This is a genomic window from Streptosporangium sp. H13245, from assembly GCF_055690525.1.
The window spans coordinates 12,203-31,282 of the sequence record NZ_JBSZKT010000050.1 but is presented as its reverse complement, the minus strand read 5'-3'; the positions used below and the strand labels follow the sequence as shown (position 1 = coordinate 31,282).

The window sequence follows — 19,080 nt, the reverse complement described above, 5'->3', positions numbered from 1 at the left end:
CGGTTACCACCGGGCGCTCTTTTTCGCCTAGGTTGAATCCAGGCTGAGCCCGGGGTCAGGCCCGGGCCGACACGCACTGATCGGGCACGCCCCGGATCGCCGGGGACGCGCCCAGCGGAAAACCGGACGTCGGCGACTCCACGGCCAGGAAGGACCCGGGAGGGACACCGCCCCGTGGACACCGGTGAACGACGCATCACCGCCACGACCATCTGTCCATGTGACTGCGCACGTTAGGGCGACCATGGCGACTCCCCGTATCGACCCGTACCGCACGACCGCCGACCCGCACCGGAACGCCCAGGAAGCGCGGCTCCGCGTCCTCGAACTGGCCGCGTTCATGAAACGCGAGGAGGCCGACGACGCCTCGCACCCGCGCTCGCGGGGCACCGCGTCCGGGCACGCCGTCGACCTGTTCCTGGCCCTGCTGCAGGACCGGCTCCCGGTCTGGCGGCGCATCCTCGACGACCTGATGTACCTGGTCGGCAAGGGCCGGGTGAGCGAGAACCTGCTGCCCATCGCGCGCGGCGGCATCGACTACTACTGCGAGGTCCAGTCGGCGGCGCTGCCCGCCTTCACCTCCCCCTCGGTCACCGTCCGCTTCCGCGAGGCGATGCGCGACAGCGACATCGGCCCGATGTCCGAGATCGTCCCCCTCACCGCGTATCTGGCGGCCGAGCAGCGGGCGGGGCGGCTCTCCCCCGGGCTCGTCCCGGTCGCCAGCGCCCGGCTGCTGCTCGCCGGGTGCTTCCGCCACGCCTACTACGAGATCCTTCTCGGTCCCGACTTCCTGCCGTCGCGGGACGAGGTCGCCGAGGAGATCGTCCGGGAGCTGAGGCTGGAGCCCTAGCGGGCCTGATCGCCTCCCGGGCCCGGGCCGACCGGCGCCAGGCGGGCACCGCCGGGGCCGGGACGTCCCGGTGTGGCCCCCGCCGCCACGGACGCCAGACGGGCCTGGCCGCCGCCCGAGGCCGCCGACGCCACCGAGGCGAGGCGGGCCTGGTCGAACCGGGCCCACACCAGCGCGACCAGGTCGGCGTCCACCCCCAGGGGAGCGGCGGCCAGGTCGGCGCCGGACGCCTCCAGGCGGTCCTGGAAGAAGCCGGGGGCCAGGAGATAGGAGGCCAGCGCGATCCGCGGCGCGGGTCCCGAGCGCAGCCGCTCCAGGGCCTCGGTGACCGACGGGGTGCCCGTCGCGGCGAAGGCCGCGGTGACCGGGCGGGAGAGCCGTACCGACAGCAGCCGGGCCGCCGCCCGCACGTCGGCCAGCGCGGCGGGATCGGACGACCCCGCCGCGCCCAGGATGACCGAGTCGGTCGCCCTCAGCCCCGCGGCGGACAGCCTCCTGGCGAGGACCGCGGTGAGCAGCGGGTGCGGTCCCAGCGGGGGCGCCACCACGGCGTCCGGCCTGGCCGCGGCCACCACGGAGGGCAGGTCGATGTGGACGTGGTAGCCGCCCGCCAGCAGCAGCGGGACCACCACGACGGGGCCGGGCAGGCCGGGAAGCACGTCGGCCAGCAGGGGTGAGCTGATCTCCAGGAACGCCTGCTCCACGCGCGTTCCCCGGCGGCCCCGGCGCACCAGGTCCCGCAGCCCGGCCAGGGTCTCCTCTCCCCGCGCGCTGCGCGTCCCGTGCCCGGCCAGGACCAGCGTCGTCACAGGCCTTCGCCCCGGTCGCAGGCCAGGCGGTAGCCGCGCTTGACGACCGTCTCGACGATCCCCGCGGGGCCGAGGGCGCGGCGCAGGCGGGTGATGGCCATCTCGACCGCGTGCTCGGCCGAGTCGCGCGACGGGCCGCCGGGAAGCACGGTCCGCAGGTCGGAGCGGGCCACCACGTGTCCCGGCTTGTCCGCCAGGCGCTTGAGGACCGCCATCGGCGCCGGCGGCAGCGGCTTCAGCTCGCCGTCCACCGCGACGGCGTGGCCGCGGATCTCCAGCTGGTGGCCGCCCGCGACCAGGCGGGTGACGCTGTGCTCGGGCAGGTGCCTGGCGAGGGTACGGGCCAGCGTGCCCAGGCGGGAGCGCTCGGGCTGCACGGTGGGCACCCCGCGCGCCTCCAGCGGCCCGGCGGTGACCGGGCCCACGCAGGCGGCGACGACCGGCCCGGCGAAGGCCGCGACCAGCGCGTCCTCCAGGCCGTCCGCGCGGGCGGAGTTGAGCATGGCCAGCACGGCCGGGGCGCTGGTGAAGGCCACCGCGTCCACCCCGCCGGAGATGGCCTGGCTGACCAGCCTCCGCAGCGGCGACACGTCGCGGTAGGGCAGCCACCGGTAGACCGGCACCTCGATGACCTCCGCGCCCGCCTCGCGCAGCGCAGCCACGAAACCGGTCAGCGGCTCCCCGTGCAGCTGCACGGCGATGCGGCGCCCGCGCAGGTCCTGGGCGAGCAGGTGCTGCTTGACCTCCTCGCACGACTCCGTGGGCGGGGTCCAGTGGTCGACCAGGCCCGCCGCCCTGACCGCGCCGCGCGCCTTGGGCCCGCGGGTCAGCAGCCGGGCCGAGGTCAGGTGCTCGGAGAGGTCGCCGGAGAGCCCCCAGCCCTCGGCCGCGGCCATCCAGCCGCGGAAGCCGACGCCGGTGGTGACCACCACGTCGTCGATCGGGGCGGACAGGCTGGCGCGGGTCGCGGCCAGCAGGTCGGTGTCCTCGGCCAGGGGCACCAGCCTGATCGCCGGGGCGCGCACCACCCTGGCGCCCCTGCGTTCCAGCAGCGCGCAGAACTCCTCGCGCCGCCGGGTGGCGGTGACCCCGATCGTGAACCCGGCCAGCGCGTCGGGCGCGGTCTCGGGAGAGCCGATGGGACTGTCCAGAACGGCGATGCTCATCTGTCGTTCACCACTCCTCGCTTGATGTTTCCTCGGTATCCGGCCGCCCGCGGCCCCGCACTCGCGCTCACGGGGAGCCCACCTCCACCGTCGCGCCGGTGACGCGGATCGGGTAGGTCGGCACGGCCACCGCGGGGTCGTCCAGGCACACCCCCGTCGAGAGGGAGAACACCTGCTTGTGCATCGGGGAGGCCACCACGGGCTCGCCCGCCCTGGTTCCCACGATCCCGCGGGACAGGACGTGGGCGCCGCTGAACGGATCGCGGTTGCCGATCGCGAACAGGGAGCCGTCGAAGGCGCGGAACAGCGCGATCTGCCTGCCGTCGACGAGCGCGCACGCCCCGCGCTCGGGCAGCAGGTCGGTGTAGGAGCAGACCGGGGTCCAGCGGGTCGTCTCCAGGTCTTCTCTCAGGGCTGTCATCGGCGAAGGTCTCCTCTCCTCGGGTCCTCGGGGTGCGGTGGCGGCTCAGGGGCTCGGGGCGGCTCAGGAACGGACGGCCTCCAGCGGGATCAGGACCGGTCTCACCTGGTCGCGCTCGGTCTCGAAGGCGATCGACGGGTCCGGGGTCCCGGGGGCGTTGACGAAGGAGACGAACCGCCGCAGCTTCTCCGGATCCTCGATCGTGACCCGCCACTCGTCGGCGTAACCGGCCACGTGCCGTTCCATCTGGGCCTCCAGGTCGGCGCAGATCCCGAGGGAGTCGTCCAGGACGACCTCCTTGACGTAGGCCAGGCCCTGGGCCTCCAGCCAGGCGGAGGTACGCTGCAGGCGGTCGGCGGTGCGCACGTAGAACATCAGGAACCGGTCGATGACGCGGACCAGCTCCTCGGTGCCCAGGTCGGCGGCGAACAGGTCGGCGTGGCGCGGGGTGAAGCCGCCGTTGCCGCCCACGTAGAGGTTCCAGCCCTTCTCGGTGGCGATGACGCCGAAGTCCTTGCCCCGGGCCTCGGCGCACTCGCGGGCGCAGCCGGAGACGGCCGACTTCAGCTTGTGCGGCGACCGCAGGCCCCGGTAGCGCAGCTCCAGCGCGATGGCCAGCCCGACGGCGTCCTGCACCCCGTACCGGCACCAGGTCGAGCCCACGCAGGACTTCACCGTGCGCAGCGCCTTGCCGTACGCGTGCCCGGACTCGAAGCCCGCGTCCACCAGGCGCTTCCAGATCAGCGGGAGCTGCTCCACCCGGGCCCCGAACAGGTCGATCCGCTGCCCGCCGGTGATCTTGGTGTAGAGGCCGAAGTCGCGGGCCACCTCACCGATCACGATGAGGCCGTCCGGCGTGATCTCCCCGCCGGGGATGCGCGGCACCACCGAGTAGGTCCCGTTGCGCTGGATGTTGGCCAGGAAGTGGTCGTTGGTGTCCTGTAGAGCGGCCTGCTCACCGTCGAGGATGTGGCCGTTGCCGAGCGAGGCGAGGATCGAGGCGACGACGGGCTTGCACACGTCGCAGCCGCGCCCGGCGCCGTGCTCGGCGATGAGGTGCGAGAACGTCGTGATGCCCCGTACCCGGACGATGTCGAACAGCTCCGCCCTGCTGTACGCGAAGTGCTCGCACAGGGCCTTGGAGACCTCGACGCCCGAGGAGACGAGGATCCGCTTGAGCGCCGGGACGCAGCTGCCGCAGGTGGTACCCGCGCGGGTGCACGCCTTGATGCCGGGCACGTCGGTGAGGCCGTGCTCGGCGATGGCCTCGCACACCCGCCCCTTGGTCACGTTGTTGCAGGAGCAGACCTGCGCGTCGTCGGGGACCTCCATGTTCGCCGGGCCGCCGGTGAACAGCAGCTCACCCGGCGAACCCGGCAGGTCACGGCCGACGAAGGGCTTGAGGGTGTTGTACGGGGTGGCGTCACCGACGCAGATCCCGCCAAGCAGGGTGCGGGCGTCGTCGCTGACGAACAGCTTCTGGTAGACCCCGCCCACCGGGTCCATGAAGGTCACGTCCAGCGCGCCCTCCATCGCGCCGAACTGGGCGACCTCCACGCCGAGCAGCTTGAGTTTGGTCGACAGGTCCGCGCGGGTGAAGACCGCCTCGCCGCCGAGGATACGGTCGGCGGCGACCTCGGCCATCGTGAAGCACGGCCCCGCCAGCCCGTAGACCACGCCCTCGTGCAGGGCGCACTCGCCGACCGCGTAGATCGCCGGGTCGCCGGTACGCATCCCGTCGTCCACGGCGATCCCGCCGCGCCCGCCGACCTCCAGGCCCGCCTTCCTGGCCAGCTCGTCGCGGGGCCTGACCCCCGCGGAGAAGACCACGATCTGCGCCTCGACGGTCTCGCCGTCCGGCTTGACCAGGCCCGCGACCCGCCCGTCCGGGCCCGCGACGATCTCCTTGGCCCCCGCCTCGGTGTGCACGCTCAGGCCGAGCGCCTCCACGTGGCCGCGCAGGACGGCGCCACCGCCCTCGTCGACCTGCCGGGGCATGAGCCAGCCGCCCATCTCCACCACGTGCGTCGCCAGGCCCAGGCCGCGCAGCGCGTCGGCGGCCTCCAGCCCCAGCAGCCCGCCGCCGACCACGACGCCGCTCGTGGCGCCCGAGGCTGCCTCCCTGATCGCGTCGAGGTCGTCGATCGTGCGGTAGACGAAGCAGCCGTCCAGCTCCCTGCCGGGCACCGGCGGCACGAACGGGCTGGAGCCGGTGGCCAGCACCAGCACGTCGTACGGCTCGCGGTGCCCGTCGGCGGTGGTGACCTCGCGCGCCTCCCTGTCGATGTCCACGACCCTGGACGACAGCCGCAGCACGACCCCGTCCGGCGTCGGGTAGGTGAGGTCCTCGATGCTCCTGCCCGCCAGGTAGGAGGTGAGCGCCACCCGGTCGTACGCCGGCCGGGGCTCCTCCCCCAGCACCGTGACGGTGCCCGCGAAGCCCTTGGCGACCAGGGCCTCGACCAGCCGGTGCGATGTCGGCCCGTGTCCCACCACGACGAGTCGTGACATGGTCGCGCTCCTTTTCCCGTTCGCTCCGCCCTCGTCCGCCCGCCCCTCGCGGGGCGCTCCGTTCACCGGCCACGCCGGAACCGCGTTCGTCCGGCCCGCGTCCGTCCGGTCCGTGTTCGTCCGGTCTGTTTTCACCCGGCCCGCGCCCGTCTCGTCCGCGCCTGTCCGGCGCGCGGCGGGTCCCTCGTCGCTCGCGCCGGTCACGCCGGGCCCCCTTCCCCGTCGCGTACCCCGCCGAGAGGATCCGGCGCCCTCTCTGTCCCGTGCGACCGCGCGGCGGGTCCCCGGAGGGTCTCGGGGCCGCTCCGCCCCCCTGACGGCGGAGCGACCGCTCGGTGGCGGAGCGGCGACCGTCCCACCGGACCGGTCGTGGTGCCGCTCCTCCCGGCCCGCCACCACCGGGCGGCGGGCGGCATGGTCGTCCCCCGCGAGGCGGGGACGCCGTGACACGACGTGATGACGATGCTCTCGGTGGTCTCGGTGGTCTCGCCGTACCGCGGAGCGCGGCGGGGGCGGCGCGTCGCCGTCCCAGCCTTCACACGCGTCTGGGGGCGAAGTGAGACCGGCATGGATCCGATGGTGCTTTCAGGCGGTTTCACCGCGAGGTCTCCCCTGTTACCGATGTGCTACAAGCCGCTAACCGCGTTCACATTCGCGATGAGGCCGATGTGAGTTGTCCGTCGGCGAGGCCGGTGCCGGATGTGAGCGGAACGGGTACCTGACGCGTCCGCGGTCACACGCGGGCCGCCGCCAGGCTCGGCACGGATCCCGCGGTACGCAGGTAGCAGGCCCAGGTGACGACCGCGCACACCATGTAGAAGGCGGCGAAGGAGGCCAGTGCGGCGCCCGCCCCGCCGGTCGCGGCGATGGAGCTGCCGAAACCACGGTTGATGAAGAACCCGCCGAAGGCGCCGATCGCGGAGATGATCCCGATCGCGGCGGAGGCGTCCCGCTTCCCGACGGCCACGGCGGCCTCGTGGGCCTCCGTACCCGAGGTGAGGCCCGCCACGGCCTTGGCCCGGAAGATCGCCGGGATCATCCGGTAGGTGGAGCCGTTGCCGACGCCGGTGGTGGCGACGAGGAGCATGTAGGCGCAGAAGAACAGCGCGAAGGCGTGCTGGGACAAACCCTGCCAGACCAGCGCCGCCGCGCCCGCCATCGCGGCGAAGTTGACGAACGTCACCCGCGCCCCGCCGAGCCGGTCAGACAGCCAGCCCCCGATCGGGCGGACCAGGGAGCCGAGCAGCGGGCCGAGGAAGGCGAGCCCCACCAGGGAGGCCCGCTCGGGGAACTGGCTCTTGATGAGCAGCGGGAACGCGGTGGAGTAGCCGATGAAGGAGCCGAAGGTGCCGATGTACAGGACCGACATGATCCAGGTCTGGGCCCGGCCCGCGACCTTCAGCTGGTCCGCGGGACTGGCCTTGGCGGAGGTCAGGTTGTCCATGAAGAAGTAGGCGCCGAGCGCGGAGGCCAGGATGAACGGGATCCAGAACAGTCCCGCGGCGGCCAGGCCGAACGCCCCGATCACCAGGGGCATGACGAGCTGCACGGAGCTGACCCCGATGTTGCCGCCCGCCGCGTTGAGCCCGAGCGCCGACCCCTGCCTGTCCTGGGGGTAGAAGTAGGTGATGTTGGCCATGCTGGAGGCGAAGTTGCCGCCGCCCAGGCCCGCCGTGGCCGCGATCACCAGGAACACCCAGTAGGGGGTGCCGGGATCGCCGACCGCGACGGCCAGCAGCACCGCGGGCACGAGCAGGAGCAGGGCGCTGACCACGGTGAAGTTCCGGCCGCCGAACCTGGCCGGGGCGAAGGTGTACGGGATGCGCAGCGCCGAGCCGATCAGGTTGGGCAGGGCGACGATCCAGAAGAGCTGGTCGGTGGAGAACTCGTAGGAGCCGAGCTGCACGGCCACGATGCTCCACACGGTCCACAGCGTGAACCCGAGGTGCTCGGCGAAGATGGAGAAGACCAGGTTCCTGCGGGCCACCTTCCTGCCCCGCCCCTGCCAGAAGTCGGGATCGTCGGGCCGCCAGTCGCTGATCCAGGGCTTGGCCATCATTCCTCCTGCGATTTCGAGGGGCTTACGATCCCGAAATCTAAGAGGACGGCATTACGCACATTTACTATCTGTGATGGTGCGCCGGTTACGTGTGACTAACCATGGAAATACGCAATGCACAGGCCGCACCCTCGCAACGTTCCGGAAACACGAAGGGCGATGAAGTAACGGTTGAGTCAGCCTGGCAACGGGCACCGTCTTCGGTGTCAGTTCGTTCGCTTCGGGGAGTGCGCGTGGCTGTCCAGCCGATCCGACCGTTCAGCGATCCCGTGCTCCGCACGGTGTCCGAGCCGGTGACCACCTTCGACCGCGCGCTGCGCGCCCTGGTCAAATCGCTCCAGGCCACGATGCGCGCCGGTACGAACCGCGCGGGGCTGGCCGCCCCGCAGATCGGCGTCCCCCTCAGGGTGATCGTCTACGAGCTGGACGGCAGGTCCGGCCACCTGGTCAACCCGCGCCTGGAGCTGTCCGAACGCAAGATCGTGGCCGACGAGGCCTGTCTGTCGGCGCCCGACCGCTGGTGGCCGCTGGAACGCTCCTACATGGTCACCGCCCGTGGCCGCGACATGTTCGGCAAGCCCGCGACCGTCCGCGGCCTGGGCATGCTCGCCCGCGTCCTGCAGCACGAGGTCGACCACCTCGACGGCACCCTCTTCGTCGACCACCTCCCTGAGGAGGATCGGGAGCGCTTCCTCGACTCGATTTCGTGACTTGCGCATCGCTGCGACGTCGGATAAGGTCGTATGGTTGCAGTCGTAGTTCTCAATTTAGCCTTATCATCTCAAGTGCTTATGAGAAGTCCGCCGACAGCGGACGTTACACAGTTTCTCCGGATGGTTTCCGCGGGTGCATGGTAGGGTCCGCAACGCAGCCCCGTGCCGCCGACCTGGTGGTTCGGTGAGGCTCCCAATGAGGAGAAGTAGTTTTGTCTGAGGGCACCGTTAAGTGGTTCAACGCCGAAAAGGGCTTCGGATTCATCGCACCGGATGACGGCACCGCCGATGTCTTCGTGCACTACTCGGCTATCAACTCCGGCGGCTACCGCAGCCTGGAGGAGAACCAGCGTGTCAGCTTCGTCACCACGCAGGGTCAGAAGGGCCCGCAGGCCGACAAGGTCGAGGTTATCTGACCTGGTTTGACCTCAAAAACTTCAGGCTGAGCCCGCACCGCGCAAGCGGTGCGGGCTCAGTCGTTTCCCAGGACATCCTCTGAGCCGTCCGAACACGGTCAAGGAGCCGTCCGGACACGGTTAGGCGATTCCCGGCCCGGCACCGGACCGGCAGGCCCCGGAGCGTCCGGGCGCCGACGGATGGCGTCACAGAGCCCGGAGGCGGCGTCACCGGGCGGACACCCTCCGGCACCGCCGGAAGCCAAGTCACCCAGACATCCCAAGGGAAAGTCCGGCACCGTACGGGCCCGGAAACCCCCCGAGACCTAGAGCGCGACCCCGAGCAGCGCGTCCACGGTCTCCCTGACGAGGACCGGCGCGTCCGGATCGCTGCCCCCCTCGGACAGGGCCCGCTCGGCCCAGTCGTCGACGGCCGCGAGGGCCCCTGGGGCGTCCAAATCGTCGGCCATCCGGGCGCGTACCCTTTCGAGCACGGCACCGGCGTCGGGGCCGGTCTGCAGGCCCGCGGCCGAGCGCCAGCGCGCCAGCCGCACCTCCGCCGAGGCCAGCTGCCCGGAGGTCCACTCCCAGTCGGAGCGGTAGTGGTGCGCCAGCAGGGCCAGCCGGATGGCCATCGGGTCGGTCTCCTGGCGCAGCCGGGAGACGAAGACCAGATTGCCCTTCGACTTGGACATCTTCTCGCCGTCCAGGGCGACCATGCCCGCGTGCACGTACGCCCTGGCGAAGGGCCACTCCCCGCAGGCCACGTGGCCCTCGTGGGCGCCGCACTCGTGGTGGGGGAAGATCAGGTCGGAACCGCCACCCGCGACGTCGAAACCGCTGGACAGGTTCGCCAGGGCGATCGCGGTGCACTCGATGTGCCAGCCGGGCCTGCCGGGACCGAACGGCGAGGGCCAGGACGGCTCCCCCGGCCGCTCCGCGCGCCAGAGCAGCCAGTCGAGCGGGTGCTTCTTGCCCGGCCGGTCCGGGTCTCCCCCGCGCTCGCCGAACAGGGCGAGCATGCGCTCCTCCGAGTAGCCGGAGATGGCGCCGAACTTGGGGGCCGCGGCCACGTCGAAGTAGACGTCGCCGTCGAGCTCGTAGGTGGCGCCCTTGTCGCGCAGCGACACGATCAGGTCGGCGACCTGGTCGATCACCTCGGTCACGGCGACGTAGTCGCGCGGCGGGAGGATCCGCAGCGCCTCCATGTCCGTCCGGAACAGCTCGATCTCACGCTCGGCCAGGTCACGCCAGTCGACGCCGGTCTGCCCGGCACGCTCCAGCAGGGGATCGTCGACGTCCGTGGCGTTCTGGGTGAAGTGCACCTCATGACCGGCGTCGCGCCAGACCCGGTTGACCAGGTCGAAGGCGAGGTAGGTGTTGGCGTGGCCCAGATGGGTGGCGTCGTAGGGCGTGATGCCGCAGACGTACATCCGTGCCGTGGGGCCCGGCTTTGTGGGACCGACCTCTCGCGCGGCGGTGTCGAACAGCCGCAGCGGGGCACCGGCACCGGGAAGCCGAGGAACCTTCGGCTCAGACCACGATCTCATAAAGTGAAGCCTATCCAGCAGATAGACCACCCCGGTTGGTGCGGGATGGTAGGTATACGGGCACTCACCTCAACTCCGGAAACCGGCCGGATCATTCCGTGAGGACCTCGTGGAAGGCGCCCGGGTCGCGAGGGTCGGCGGTGAAGTCGTAGCGGACACCGCCGGGCGCCAGGGCCAGCAGGGTGACGGACCCGGAGCCGTAGGTCCGCCCGTCGGGCAGCTCGTGATGGACGATCATCGTACGGGGGTCCTCCGAGGGGATCCCCGCCCCGGTGGCGAGCTCCCGCCACTCCTCCCAGGGGCCGTCGAGCTTCGCGGGACGGCCCGCCCTGGCGAACAGGGGACGGAAGAACGCCACGCGCTCGTTCTCCTCACCGCGTTCCCATCCGCTGTTGACGATCATGTGGGTTCCCGGGGGAAGGTCGTCCCGCTCCAGCGTGATCCCGTCCCAGTGCCACAGGCGGGCCCCGGCGGGGTCGGCCCGCAGCAGGTGGAAGGGGTCGTAGTGACCGAGGTCACCCTTCGCGGGCTCGCTTCCGGCCGCTGCCAGGAGCGCCAGGTCGCCCCGCGAGCGGCGGGTCTCCTCGGGGGCGGGCACGCCGAGCCCGTTGAGGAGGGCTCCGGCCCGCCGGGCCTCGGGATCGACGGCGAGCCAGGTGCCGCCTCCCCGGAGATCACGCCCGCCGACCAGGCCGGGCTGGCTCTCCGGCCAGTGCCGGGCCGGGGGAACCCAGGGGCGGTCGGTGAACTCGTCGCGCACCCCGACCACGATCAGGGGGATCTCGGCGCTCGGATCGATGCTGACGACAACCGTGCACATGCCCGGAGGCTACGCCCTCACGGAATGCGGGCCCGGACCGGGGCCCCACGTCGGGAGGAGACCGAGGTCACGGACACCGCCGCGGCCGTCGCCACAGCCGGGATCGACCGAGGTCGGCCGAGGTCGCGGGCGTCGCCGCGTGGGAGCCCGGAGGGACGGTCCCGCCTCCCGGCGGGGTGTCCGGCGCCCGCGGCGGGACGGCACCGCGCGCGGGCCTCAGATCGGCGGCCAGGGGATGGCGGGCCAGTCCTTGGAGGGCAGGGGGTGCAGGCCGGTGTCGAGGAGCCTGCGGACCCGCGACCAGGTGGCCTCGACCTCGTGGAGCGTGAGGAGCTCGCGGAGGCGGCGGCCGAGGCGGCCCTGCTCCAGGTCGGCCTCAAGGCGGGTCAGGACGTTCATCGCCTCGCGGGAGAGGGGCTTGCCGCGCCACTGCCAGAGCACGGTGCGGAGCTTGTCCTCGGCGGCGAAGGAGACCCCGTGGTCGACGCCGTAGACGTGACCGTCGGCGAGCGGCAGCAGGTGGCCGCCCTTGCGGTCGGCGTTGTTGACGACGGCGTCGAAGACGGCCATCCGCCGCAGCGAGGGCTGGCGGCTGCGGATCAGCACCATCAGGTCGGTCTCGGGATCGGTGTCGATCCAGAGCTGGCACATCCCCGGGCCGAAGGGGCCGTCGCGGTAGACGGTGGGCGGCACTATCCGCCAGCCGATCGCCGCGGAGACCTCGTAGGCGGCGACCTCACGGGCGGCCAGGGTGCCGTCGGGGAAGTCCCAGAGGGGGCGTTCGCCCCGTACCGGCTTGTACACGCAGGCCGCCGCGAGCCCGCCGAGCCGGACCGAACAGTAGAGCGTCATGTTGGTCGCCTCGACCAGGCGGCCCGCCACATCCAGTTGGCCGTCACGGAGCAGACGCGTCGCGGTCTCGTCGTCCAGCCCCGCGGCCGGCGCCGCGCTCAGCGCCGGCTCGCTCTCAGCACTCATTCGCCTCCTCCAGCAGATGAAGCGCTACTACCCCGGTAACCGTTGAGCCGCACACAAATATGCCCCTCGGCATCGAGAGGCTGGGCGCAGAGCGGGCAGGGCGGGCGACCGGCGGCGACGAGCGCCATGGCCCGCTTGGTGAAGGCCCTCGCGGCGCCGGGACTAATGTGTACGCGCAGCACCGTGGGCTCGACGAGCGGCGGCTCGAACTCCTCGTCCTCGGCGACGGCCTCCTTGGCCTCGATGACCACCTGGGCGGCCTCGGAGTCCCAGGCCAGGGCCATGACGCCGACGCGGAAGTCCTCGCTGATCGGCACGTCGAGGGGGGCGTTGTCCGTCAGCGCGGCCGGGGCGACGGCCGGCACGGGGATGCTTCCCTCACCGCGCCGCAACACCTCGTCGAGCAGCTCGTCGAGGCGATCGGCCAGCGCGGCGACCTGGAACTTCTCCAGCGCCACGGTGGTCAGCCTGCCCTGGCCCCGCGCCTGCAGGAAGAACGTTCGTGATCCCGGTTGCCCCACGGCACCGGCCACGAACCTCTCGGGTGGATCGTAGTCGAAGACCGGCATAGCCCGACCTTACGTGGTTCCGGATCCGCCGCCGACTGCGGCATCGCTCCCGGTGGGATTTTCTCCCCCTTCCTCGCTGTCCGAACCCTCCCGAAGACGCAATCCGGCCACATCTCCGCCCAGGTCGTTGAGCCTGAGCACGAAGGGACGCAAGGGGGTGTAGCGAATGGCGGTGAGCGACGCCGGGTCGGCGGTTATCCGCTGGAACTGGTCCAGGTGGAGTCCCATGGCGTCGGCCACGATGGCCTTGATCACATCTCCGTGGCTGCAGACGAGATAGACCGCCTTCGGGCCGAGGCGCCCGTTCCACTCCCTGACGGCCGTCACGGCGCGGTGCTGGACGGCGGCCAGGGACTCTCCCCCGGGGAACGTCACCGCGCTCGGGTGGGCCTGCACGACCGGCCAGAGGGGGTCCTTGGCGAGCTCGGCGATCGGGCGGCCCGTCCAGTCGCCGTAGTGGCACTCGCCGAAGCGCTCGTCGGTCAGCACCTCCGCCCCCGGCCGTCCCCCGGCGACCGCCCGCGCGGTCTCCTGGCAGCGTTCCAGCGGGCTGGAGACGATCGCGTCGAGCTCCAGGGTGGTCAGCCGCGCGGCGAGCGCCTCCGCCTGGGCCCGTCCCGCGTCACTGAGGTGGACTTCCGGGGTCCAGCCCGCGAGGACGGGACCGGTGAGGTGGGTAAGGCCGTGTCTGGCCAGCAACAAGGTCGTCACGCGGGCAAGTCTTGCAGCCTTCGCTCCACTACTTTTAAGTGGCCGGGCGGTAATCTGGCCGGATCATGGAGCAGCGCTATGTGGGCCGGAGCGGCTTGTCGGTGTCCCGCCTGGGACTGGGGACGATGACGTGGGGACGTGACACCGGCGCCGAGGAGGCCGCGGCGCAGCTCCGCACGTTCGCCGAGGCCGGCGGCACGCTCATCGACACCGCCGACGTCTACACGGGCGGCGACGCCGAACGGCTGCTCGGGCGGCTGCTGCGCGACTCCGTGCCGCGTTCCGAGCTGGTGCTGTCCACCAAGGCCGTGCTCACCCCGGCCGGGCGCAGGGCCCGCGACGCCTCCAGGAAGCACCTGGTCGCCGCGATCGACGCCTCCCTGACCCGCCTGGGCGTCAACGAGGTCGACCTGTGGCAGCTGCACGCGTTCGATCCCGACGTCCCGCTGGAGGAGACCCTGGCCGCCGTGGACGCCATCGTGTCCTCCGGGCGGGCCGCGTACGCCGGGGTGTGCGACTACGCGGGCTGGCAGCTGGCGACGGCGGCCGTGGGGCAGCGGGCGGTCCCCGGCAGGGTGCCGATCGTCGCGGCCCAGGTCGAGTACTCGCTCCTGGCCAGGGAGGCCGAGCGCGAGCTGATCCCCGCCGCCGAGCACGTCGGCGCGGGAGTGCTCGCCTGGTCACCGCTCGGGCGGGGAGTGCTCACCGGGAAGTACCGCACGGGCATCCCCGCGGACTCCCGGGCCGCGACCCCGCACTTCGCCGACTTCGTCACCCCCTACCTCGACGAGCGGTGCCGCCGGGTCGTGGAGTCGGTGACGACCGCCGCCGAGGGACTCGGCGTCTCACCGCTGTCGGTGGCCCTGTCGTGGGTACGCGACCAGCCGGGGGTGTCCTCCGCCATCGTCGGTGCCCGCACCCAGGCGCAGCTGGCCGGGGTGCTCCAGACCGAGGACCTGACGCTGCCCGTGGAGATCAGGGAGGCGCTCGACGACGTGTCGGCGGACTGACCGGATCACCGCCGGAGCATCGTCCGGGCGCGGTGCGGTGGAGGCTCCGGCGGGGACGGCCCGCCGTGAAACCGAACGAGAATTCGTCTCGCGTATCACTAGTCGATACCGAATGACAACTTTCCGTGGAAAAAGCGGGCCTCCCCACAAAACTGTCAAACAGGTGGCGGGGGCACCCGGATGTCGGCGAGATGCCATGGCCGACGTCCGCCCCGGGGCGAAGGAGACGAGTGCGAACTGCGATGGCGGCAGGCGTTCTGGCGCTGGCGCTGGGGGGCGGGGTTCCGGCGGTCGCGATCGTGCCCGTGGGCACCTCCCGGGCGAGTGCCGTCCCGCGGATGGACGACTGTGACCACGGCGGGCTGCTGGGCACCGTGACCGGCGGGGCCTGCCGGGTCGTGCACGGCCTGGAGGGCGGTCTGGACGGCCTCGGGCACGGTGCCGGGGGTGGTGTCGAGGACACCGTCTCCCCGTCCTCCCCCGCGCCCCTGCCCTCCGGCGGAGCACCCGCGCACAACGACGCGGAGACGTCCACCGACGTCGAGGAGACGCCCTCCGTGACGGGGACCCCGACACCGTCCGCCTCGATTACCAGGCACCCGCCGAGAAGGGAGCCTCCCGCCAGGAAAGAGGGAAGGGAGCACTCCGGCGACACACCGGCGCCCCAGCCCCAGGCCAGCGACGGCCCCTGCCTGTCCACGACGGTCCTCGCCAAGTGCGCGGACTCGTCGGTGACCACCCTCGTCGAGGAGCCGGAGACCCCCGGGAAGGCGGCCTCGTCCACCGCGCCGCCGAGCCCCAGCCCGTCGGCGACCCCCTCGGCGAGCCCCTCGCCGCGCGCGGACGCCGTCTCCCCGCGCAAGAGCCCGGTCCCGGCGCCGACCGGCTGGCCTCCTCCGGCGACGTCGCCCCCGGACACGAGGGCGCCCATGGCCGACGTGGGGAGGCCGGTGACCCCCGAGCCGTCGCCTGTGGTCGACGCCGAGGCGCCCCGGGTGGAGTTGCTGTGGCCCGCCCCGGTGATGGAGAAACTCCAGCGGCGGATGCCGGGCGAGCGGCCGGTGACGCCCAGCCGGTCGTCCGACACCGCGAGCACCGTGCTCACCACGGCGGTGCTCGTCTCGGCCATCCTCGCGGTCCGCCTGCTGTACAGCAGGCGGAAGATCAGGGAGTCGATACCGTTCGACCCGGTTCCGCCGGGACATCACCGGGTGGCCTAGCCCCGGCGCCCCGGCTCACGCCGTCGAAGCGCGCGCTGTCGAAACTCACGCGTCAAAACAAAACGTCGAAGTGCGCGCTGTAAGCGCGCACCGCACGACACCGCCGTTCCGTCGCCGGGCCGCGGCTTCCCGCCGCGGCCCCGGTGACGACACCGTCCAGGACTGTCCCGGACCGTCCCGGCCGACCACCGGGAAACGCTCCGGACGGAAACCCCCGGGTGGAAGCCGCTCAGCCTCCGATGGCGTGGACGCCGCCGTCGACGTGGACGATCTCACCGGTCGTGGCGGGGAACCAGTCGGACAGCAGGGCGACGCACGCCTTGGCCGCCGGGATCGGGTCGTCGATGTCCCAGCCGATCGGGGCCTTGGCGGGCCAGCTCTCCTCGAACTCGACGAAGCCGGGGATGCTCCGGGCGGCCATGGTCCTGATCGGGCCTGCGGCGACGAGGTTGACCCGGATGCCCTGCTTGCCGAGGTCGCGGGCCAGGTAGCGGGAGCAGGACTCCAGACCGGCCTTGGCCACGCCCATCCAGTCGTACACCGGCCAGGCCCTCGTGGCGTCGAAGTCGAGGCCGACGATCGCGCCGCCCTCCTTCATGAGCGGGAGCGCGGCCACCGCGAGCGACTTGAACGAGTACGTGGAGACGTGGACGGCGGTCGCCACGTCCTCCCAGGAGGTGTTCAGGAAGTTGCCGCCCAGGGCGGTCTGCGGCGCGAAGCCGATGGCGTGCACCACCCCGTCCAGGCCGCCGAGGTGCTCGCCGACCCGGTCGGCCAGGGAGTCGAGGTGCTCGGTGTTGGTGACGTCGAGCTCCAGCACCGGGGGCGGCTCCGGCAGGCGCTTGGCGATCCGCTCGACCAGGCTGAGCCGGCCGAACCCGGTGAGCACGATCTGCGCGCCCTCCTCCTGGGCCAGCTTGGCCACCGAGAAGGCGATGGAGGCGTCGGTGAGCACCCCGGTGACGAGAAGCCGCTTGCCTTCGAGAATTCCCACGTCAGTGCCCCATTCCCAGGCCGCCGTCAACGGGGATGACGGCCCCCGTGATGTAGGCGGCGTCCTCGCCGGCCAGGAACCTGACCACGCGCGCTATCTCCTCCGGGGCGGCGTAACGGCCCAGGGGGATGGTCTTACGGATCTGCTCCTGGTACGCCGCGTCCAGCTCGGCCGTCATGTCGGTCTCCACGAAACCCGGGGCGACCACGTTGACGGTGATGTTGCGCGAGCCCAGCTCCCTGGCGGCCGACCGGGCGAAGCCGATCATGCCTGCCTTGGAGGCGGCGTAGTTGCTCTGCCCCGCGGAGCCGAGCATGGCGACCACCGAGGAGATCAGCACGATGCGCCCGCGCTTGAGCCGCAGCATGCCGCGGGTGGCGCGCTTGGCGACCCGGTAGGCGCCGGTCAGGTTGGCGTCGATGACGTCGGTGAAGGTCTCCTCCTTCATCATCGGCAGCAGCGTGTCCCTGGTGATGCCCGCGTTGGCGACAAGCACCTCGACCGGGCCGTACTCGGCCTCGACCTTCGCGAAGGCGGCGTCCACGTCGGCCGTGCTGGTCACGTCGCAGCGCACGCCGAACAGGCCCTCGGGGGGCTGTCCGGAACGGTAGGTCACGGCGACGGCGTCGCCTGCCTGGGCGAGTTCGCGGGCGATCGCGAGGCCGATGCCGCGATTGCCGCCGGTTACGAGAACAGATCGAGCCATGGTCAGAAGGTATCGGCTACCCGGGGGTAACCACCTTGTCCGGGAAGGACAAGATCGCAGGGCTAGGATCGTTGACATGCGCCAGATCGACTCCGACTTCCTCGCCCTGCCTCTGCGCCGGCTGGCGGACGCGGCCCTGCAGCGCGCCCGGGACCTGGGCGCCGAGCACGCCGACTTCCGGCTGGAGCGCATCCGCGGGGAGACCCTGCGTCTCTCCGACGCCGCGCTGGAAGGTTCCATCGACGCCGACACCCTCGGTTACGCCGTACGGGTCGTCAAGAACGGCACCTGGGGCTTCGCCGGGGGCATCGAGCTCACCCCCGAGGCGGCCGTCAGGGTCGCCGAGCAGGCGGTGGAGGTCGCGGTCGTCTCCGCGGCGGTCAACCGCGAGCCCGTCGAGCTGGCGCCCGAGGCGGTCCACTCCGGCGTCACCTGGGTCTCCTCCTACGAGGTCGACCCGTTCGAGGTGCCGATGCGCGACAAGGCGGCGCTGCTCGCCGACTGGTCGGGCGGCCTGCTGCGCGATCCCGGCGTGGACCACGTCCAGGCGTCGCTGATGCAGGTCAAGGAGCAGAAGTTCTACGCCGACACGGCCGGGACCTCCACCACGCAGCAGCGGGTGCGCGTCCATCCCCAGCTGAAGGCGACGAGGGTGCTGGACGGCCGCTTCGACTCGATGCGGACGCTCGCCCCGCCCGTCGGCCGGGGGTACGAGTACCTCACCGGCACCGGCTGGGACTTCCCCAAGGAGCTGGCGCGCATCCCCGAGCTGCTGGAGGAGAAACTCAGGGCGCCCTCCGTCGAGGCGGGGCCGTACGACCTGGTGATCGACCCGTCGAACCTGTGGCTGACGATCCACGAGTCGATCGGGCACGCCACCGAGCTCGACCGCGCCCTCGGCTACGAGGCGGCGTACGCGGGGACGAGCTTCGCCACCTTCGACCAGCTGGGCACGCTGGTGTACGGCTCGCAGGTGATGAACGTGACCGGTGACCGCACCGTCGAGCACGGCCTGTCCACGATCGGCTACGACGACGAGGGGGTGGCGACCAGGGAGTTCGACATCGTCTCCGGCGGTGTCCTGGTCGGCTACCAGCTCGACCGGCGGATGGCGCTGCTGAAGGGCCTGGGCGCTTCCAACGGCTGCGCCTTCGCCGACTCCCCCGGCCACACCCCGATCCAGCGGATGGCCAACGTGTCGCTGCGGCCCGCGCCCGACGGCCCCACCACCGAGGAGCTGATCTCCGGCGTCGACCGGGGCATCTACGTGGTGGGCGACAGGAGCTGGTCCATCGACATGCAGAGGTACAACTTCCAGTTCACCGGCGAGCGGTTCTACTCGATCGAGAACGGCAGGCTCACCGGGCAGCTGCGCGACGTCGCCTACCAGGCCACGACGACCGACTTCTGGCGCTCGCTGGCGGCGGTCGGCGGGCCGCAGACGTACGTGCTGGGCGGGGCCTTCAACTGCGGCAAGGGACAGCCCGGCCAGATCGCGCCGGTGAGCCACGGCTGCCCGTCGGCGCTCTTCCGCGGCGTGCGCGTCCTCAACACCGTCCAGGAGAGTGGCAGTTGAGCGCGTACGACGAGCGGGTGGA

The 19,080-nt window shown here is 71.9% G+C and carries 18 protein-coding genes; 6 read left to right on the top strand and 12 right to left on the bottom strand.

Annotated features, from left to right (window positions below; genetic code table 11):
- The first annotated feature begins 220 nt into the window (after positions 1-220).
- Complete coding sequence (locus ACW9TB_RS36770) at positions 221-850, top strand: hypothetical protein (RefSeq protein ID WP_472752735.1); 630 nt, start codon at positions 221-223, stop codon at positions 848-850.
- On the opposite strand, the gene ACW9TB_RS36765 is transcribed toward ACW9TB_RS36770, so the two are convergent.
- From ACW9TB_RS36765 to ACW9TB_RS36745, 5 genes are all read right to left on the bottom strand, one after another.
- Positions 847-1,659, bottom strand: a complete 813-nt coding sequence (locus ACW9TB_RS36765) for a sirohydrochlorin chelatase (RefSeq protein ID WP_472752734.1) — start codon at positions 1,657-1,659, stop codon at positions 847-849. The two genes, ACW9TB_RS36770 and ACW9TB_RS36765, sit on opposite strands and share 4 nt — an antisense overlap.
- On the bottom strand, positions 1,656-2,825 hold the full coding sequence (locus ACW9TB_RS36760; RefSeq protein ID WP_472752733.1) for a uroporphyrinogen-III synthase: 1,170 nt from the start codon (positions 2,823-2,825) through the stop codon (positions 1,656-1,658). Before ACW9TB_RS36760 ends, ACW9TB_RS36765 begins: the two co-directional genes overlap by 4 nt.
- A gap of 67 nt (positions 2,826-2,892) precedes the next feature.
- Positions 2,893-3,246, bottom strand: a complete 354-nt coding sequence (gene nirD, locus ACW9TB_RS36755) for a nitrite reductase small subunit NirD (protein WP_472752732.1) — start codon at positions 3,244-3,246, stop codon at positions 2,893-2,895.
- A gap of 63 nt (positions 3,247-3,309) precedes the next feature.
- A complete protein-coding gene (nirB, locus tag ACW9TB_RS36750; protein ID WP_472752731.1) occupies positions 3,310-5,757 on the bottom strand; it encodes a nitrite reductase large subunit NirB in 2,448 nt (815 codons plus the stop codon).
- 733 nt (positions 5,758-6,490) lie between these two features.
- Positions 6,491-7,813, bottom strand: coding sequence for an MFS transporter (locus ACW9TB_RS36745; RefSeq protein WP_472752730.1), 1,323 nt, complete (start codon positions 7,811-7,813; stop codon positions 6,491-6,493).
- A 236-nt stretch (positions 7,814-8,049) separates the two neighbouring features.
- Between ACW9TB_RS36745 and def the strand changes: the two genes are divergently transcribed.
- Both def and ACW9TB_RS36735 read left to right on the top strand, forming a co-directional pair.
- Complete coding sequence (def, locus tag ACW9TB_RS36740; protein WP_472752729.1) at positions 8,050-8,526, top strand: peptide deformylase; 477 nt, start codon at positions 8,050-8,052, stop codon at positions 8,524-8,526.
- Positions 8,527-8,741: 215 nt separating this feature from the next.
- The gene (locus tag ACW9TB_RS36735; protein WP_329079252.1) at positions 8,742-8,945 is read left to right on the top strand and encodes a cold-shock protein; all 204 of its coding nucleotides are present in this window, start codon (positions 8,742-8,744) and stop codon (positions 8,943-8,945) included.
- Positions 8,946-9,250: 305 nt separating this feature from the next.
- On the opposite strand, the gene mshC is transcribed toward ACW9TB_RS36735, so the two are convergent.
- From mshC to ACW9TB_RS36710, 5 genes are all read right to left on the bottom strand, one after another.
- The gene (mshC, locus tag ACW9TB_RS36730) at positions 9,251-10,474 is read right to left on the bottom strand and encodes a cysteine--1-D-myo-inosityl 2-amino-2-deoxy-alpha-D-glucopyranoside ligase (protein WP_472752728.1); all 1,224 of its coding nucleotides are present in this window, start codon (positions 10,472-10,474) and stop codon (positions 9,251-9,253) included.
- 91 nt (positions 10,475-10,565) lie between these two features.
- Positions 10,566-11,294 (bottom strand): NRDE family protein, encoded by a 729-nt coding sequence (locus ACW9TB_RS36725; protein WP_472752727.1) that lies wholly within the window; start codon positions 11,292-11,294, stop codon positions 10,566-10,568.
- 216 nt (positions 11,295-11,510) lie between these two features.
- Positions 11,511-12,272 carry an SCO1664 family protein gene (locus ACW9TB_RS36720; protein WP_472752726.1) on the bottom strand — a complete coding sequence of 254 codons (762 nt, stop codon included), beginning with the start codon at positions 12,270-12,272 and terminating at the stop codon, positions 11,511-11,513.
- Positions 12,269-12,841: a DUF3090 domain-containing protein gene (locus tag ACW9TB_RS36715; protein ID WP_472752725.1), complete on the bottom strand. Its 573-nt coding sequence runs from the start codon at positions 12,839-12,841 to the stop codon at positions 12,269-12,271. Before ACW9TB_RS36715 ends, ACW9TB_RS36720 begins: the two co-directional genes overlap by 4 nt.
- 9 nt (positions 12,842-12,850) lie before the next feature.
- Positions 12,851-13,552, bottom strand: a complete 702-nt coding sequence (locus tag ACW9TB_RS36710; protein WP_472752724.1) for a histidine phosphatase family protein — start codon at positions 13,550-13,552, stop codon at positions 12,851-12,853.
- A 65-nt stretch (positions 13,553-13,617) separates the two neighbouring features.
- Between ACW9TB_RS36710 and ACW9TB_RS36705 the strand changes: the two genes are divergently transcribed.
- Both ACW9TB_RS36705 and ACW9TB_RS36700 read left to right on the top strand, forming a co-directional pair.
- Positions 13,618-14,562, top strand: a complete 945-nt coding sequence (locus tag ACW9TB_RS36705; RefSeq protein WP_472752723.1) for an aldo/keto reductase — start codon at positions 13,618-13,620, stop codon at positions 14,560-14,562.
- 230 nt (positions 14,563-14,792) lie between these two features.
- Entirely contained in the window at positions 14,793-15,782 is a 990-nt protein-coding gene (locus tag ACW9TB_RS36700; RefSeq protein WP_472752722.1) for a hypothetical protein, read from the top strand.
- Positions 15,783-16,011: 229 nt separating this feature from the next.
- Here ACW9TB_RS36700 and fabI read toward each other — a convergent pair whose 3' ends face one another.
- Positions 16,012-16,776, bottom strand: coding sequence for an enoyl-ACP reductase FabI (gene fabI, locus ACW9TB_RS36695; protein ID WP_472752721.1), 765 nt, complete (start codon positions 16,774-16,776; stop codon positions 16,012-16,014).
- Position 16,777: 1 nt separating this feature from the next.
- Entirely contained in the window at positions 16,778-17,482 is a 705-nt protein-coding gene (locus ACW9TB_RS36690; RefSeq protein ID WP_472752720.1) for a beta-ketoacyl-ACP reductase, read from the bottom strand.
- A 76-nt stretch (positions 17,483-17,558) separates the two neighbouring features.
- Here ACW9TB_RS36690 and ACW9TB_RS36685 point away from each other — a divergent pair, with 76 nt between their 5' ends.
- Positions 17,559-19,058, top strand: a complete 1,500-nt coding sequence (locus ACW9TB_RS36685) for a TldD/PmbA family protein (RefSeq protein WP_472752719.1) — start codon at positions 17,559-17,561, stop codon at positions 19,056-19,058.
- The last annotated feature ends 22 nt before the right edge of the window (positions 19,059-19,080 follow it).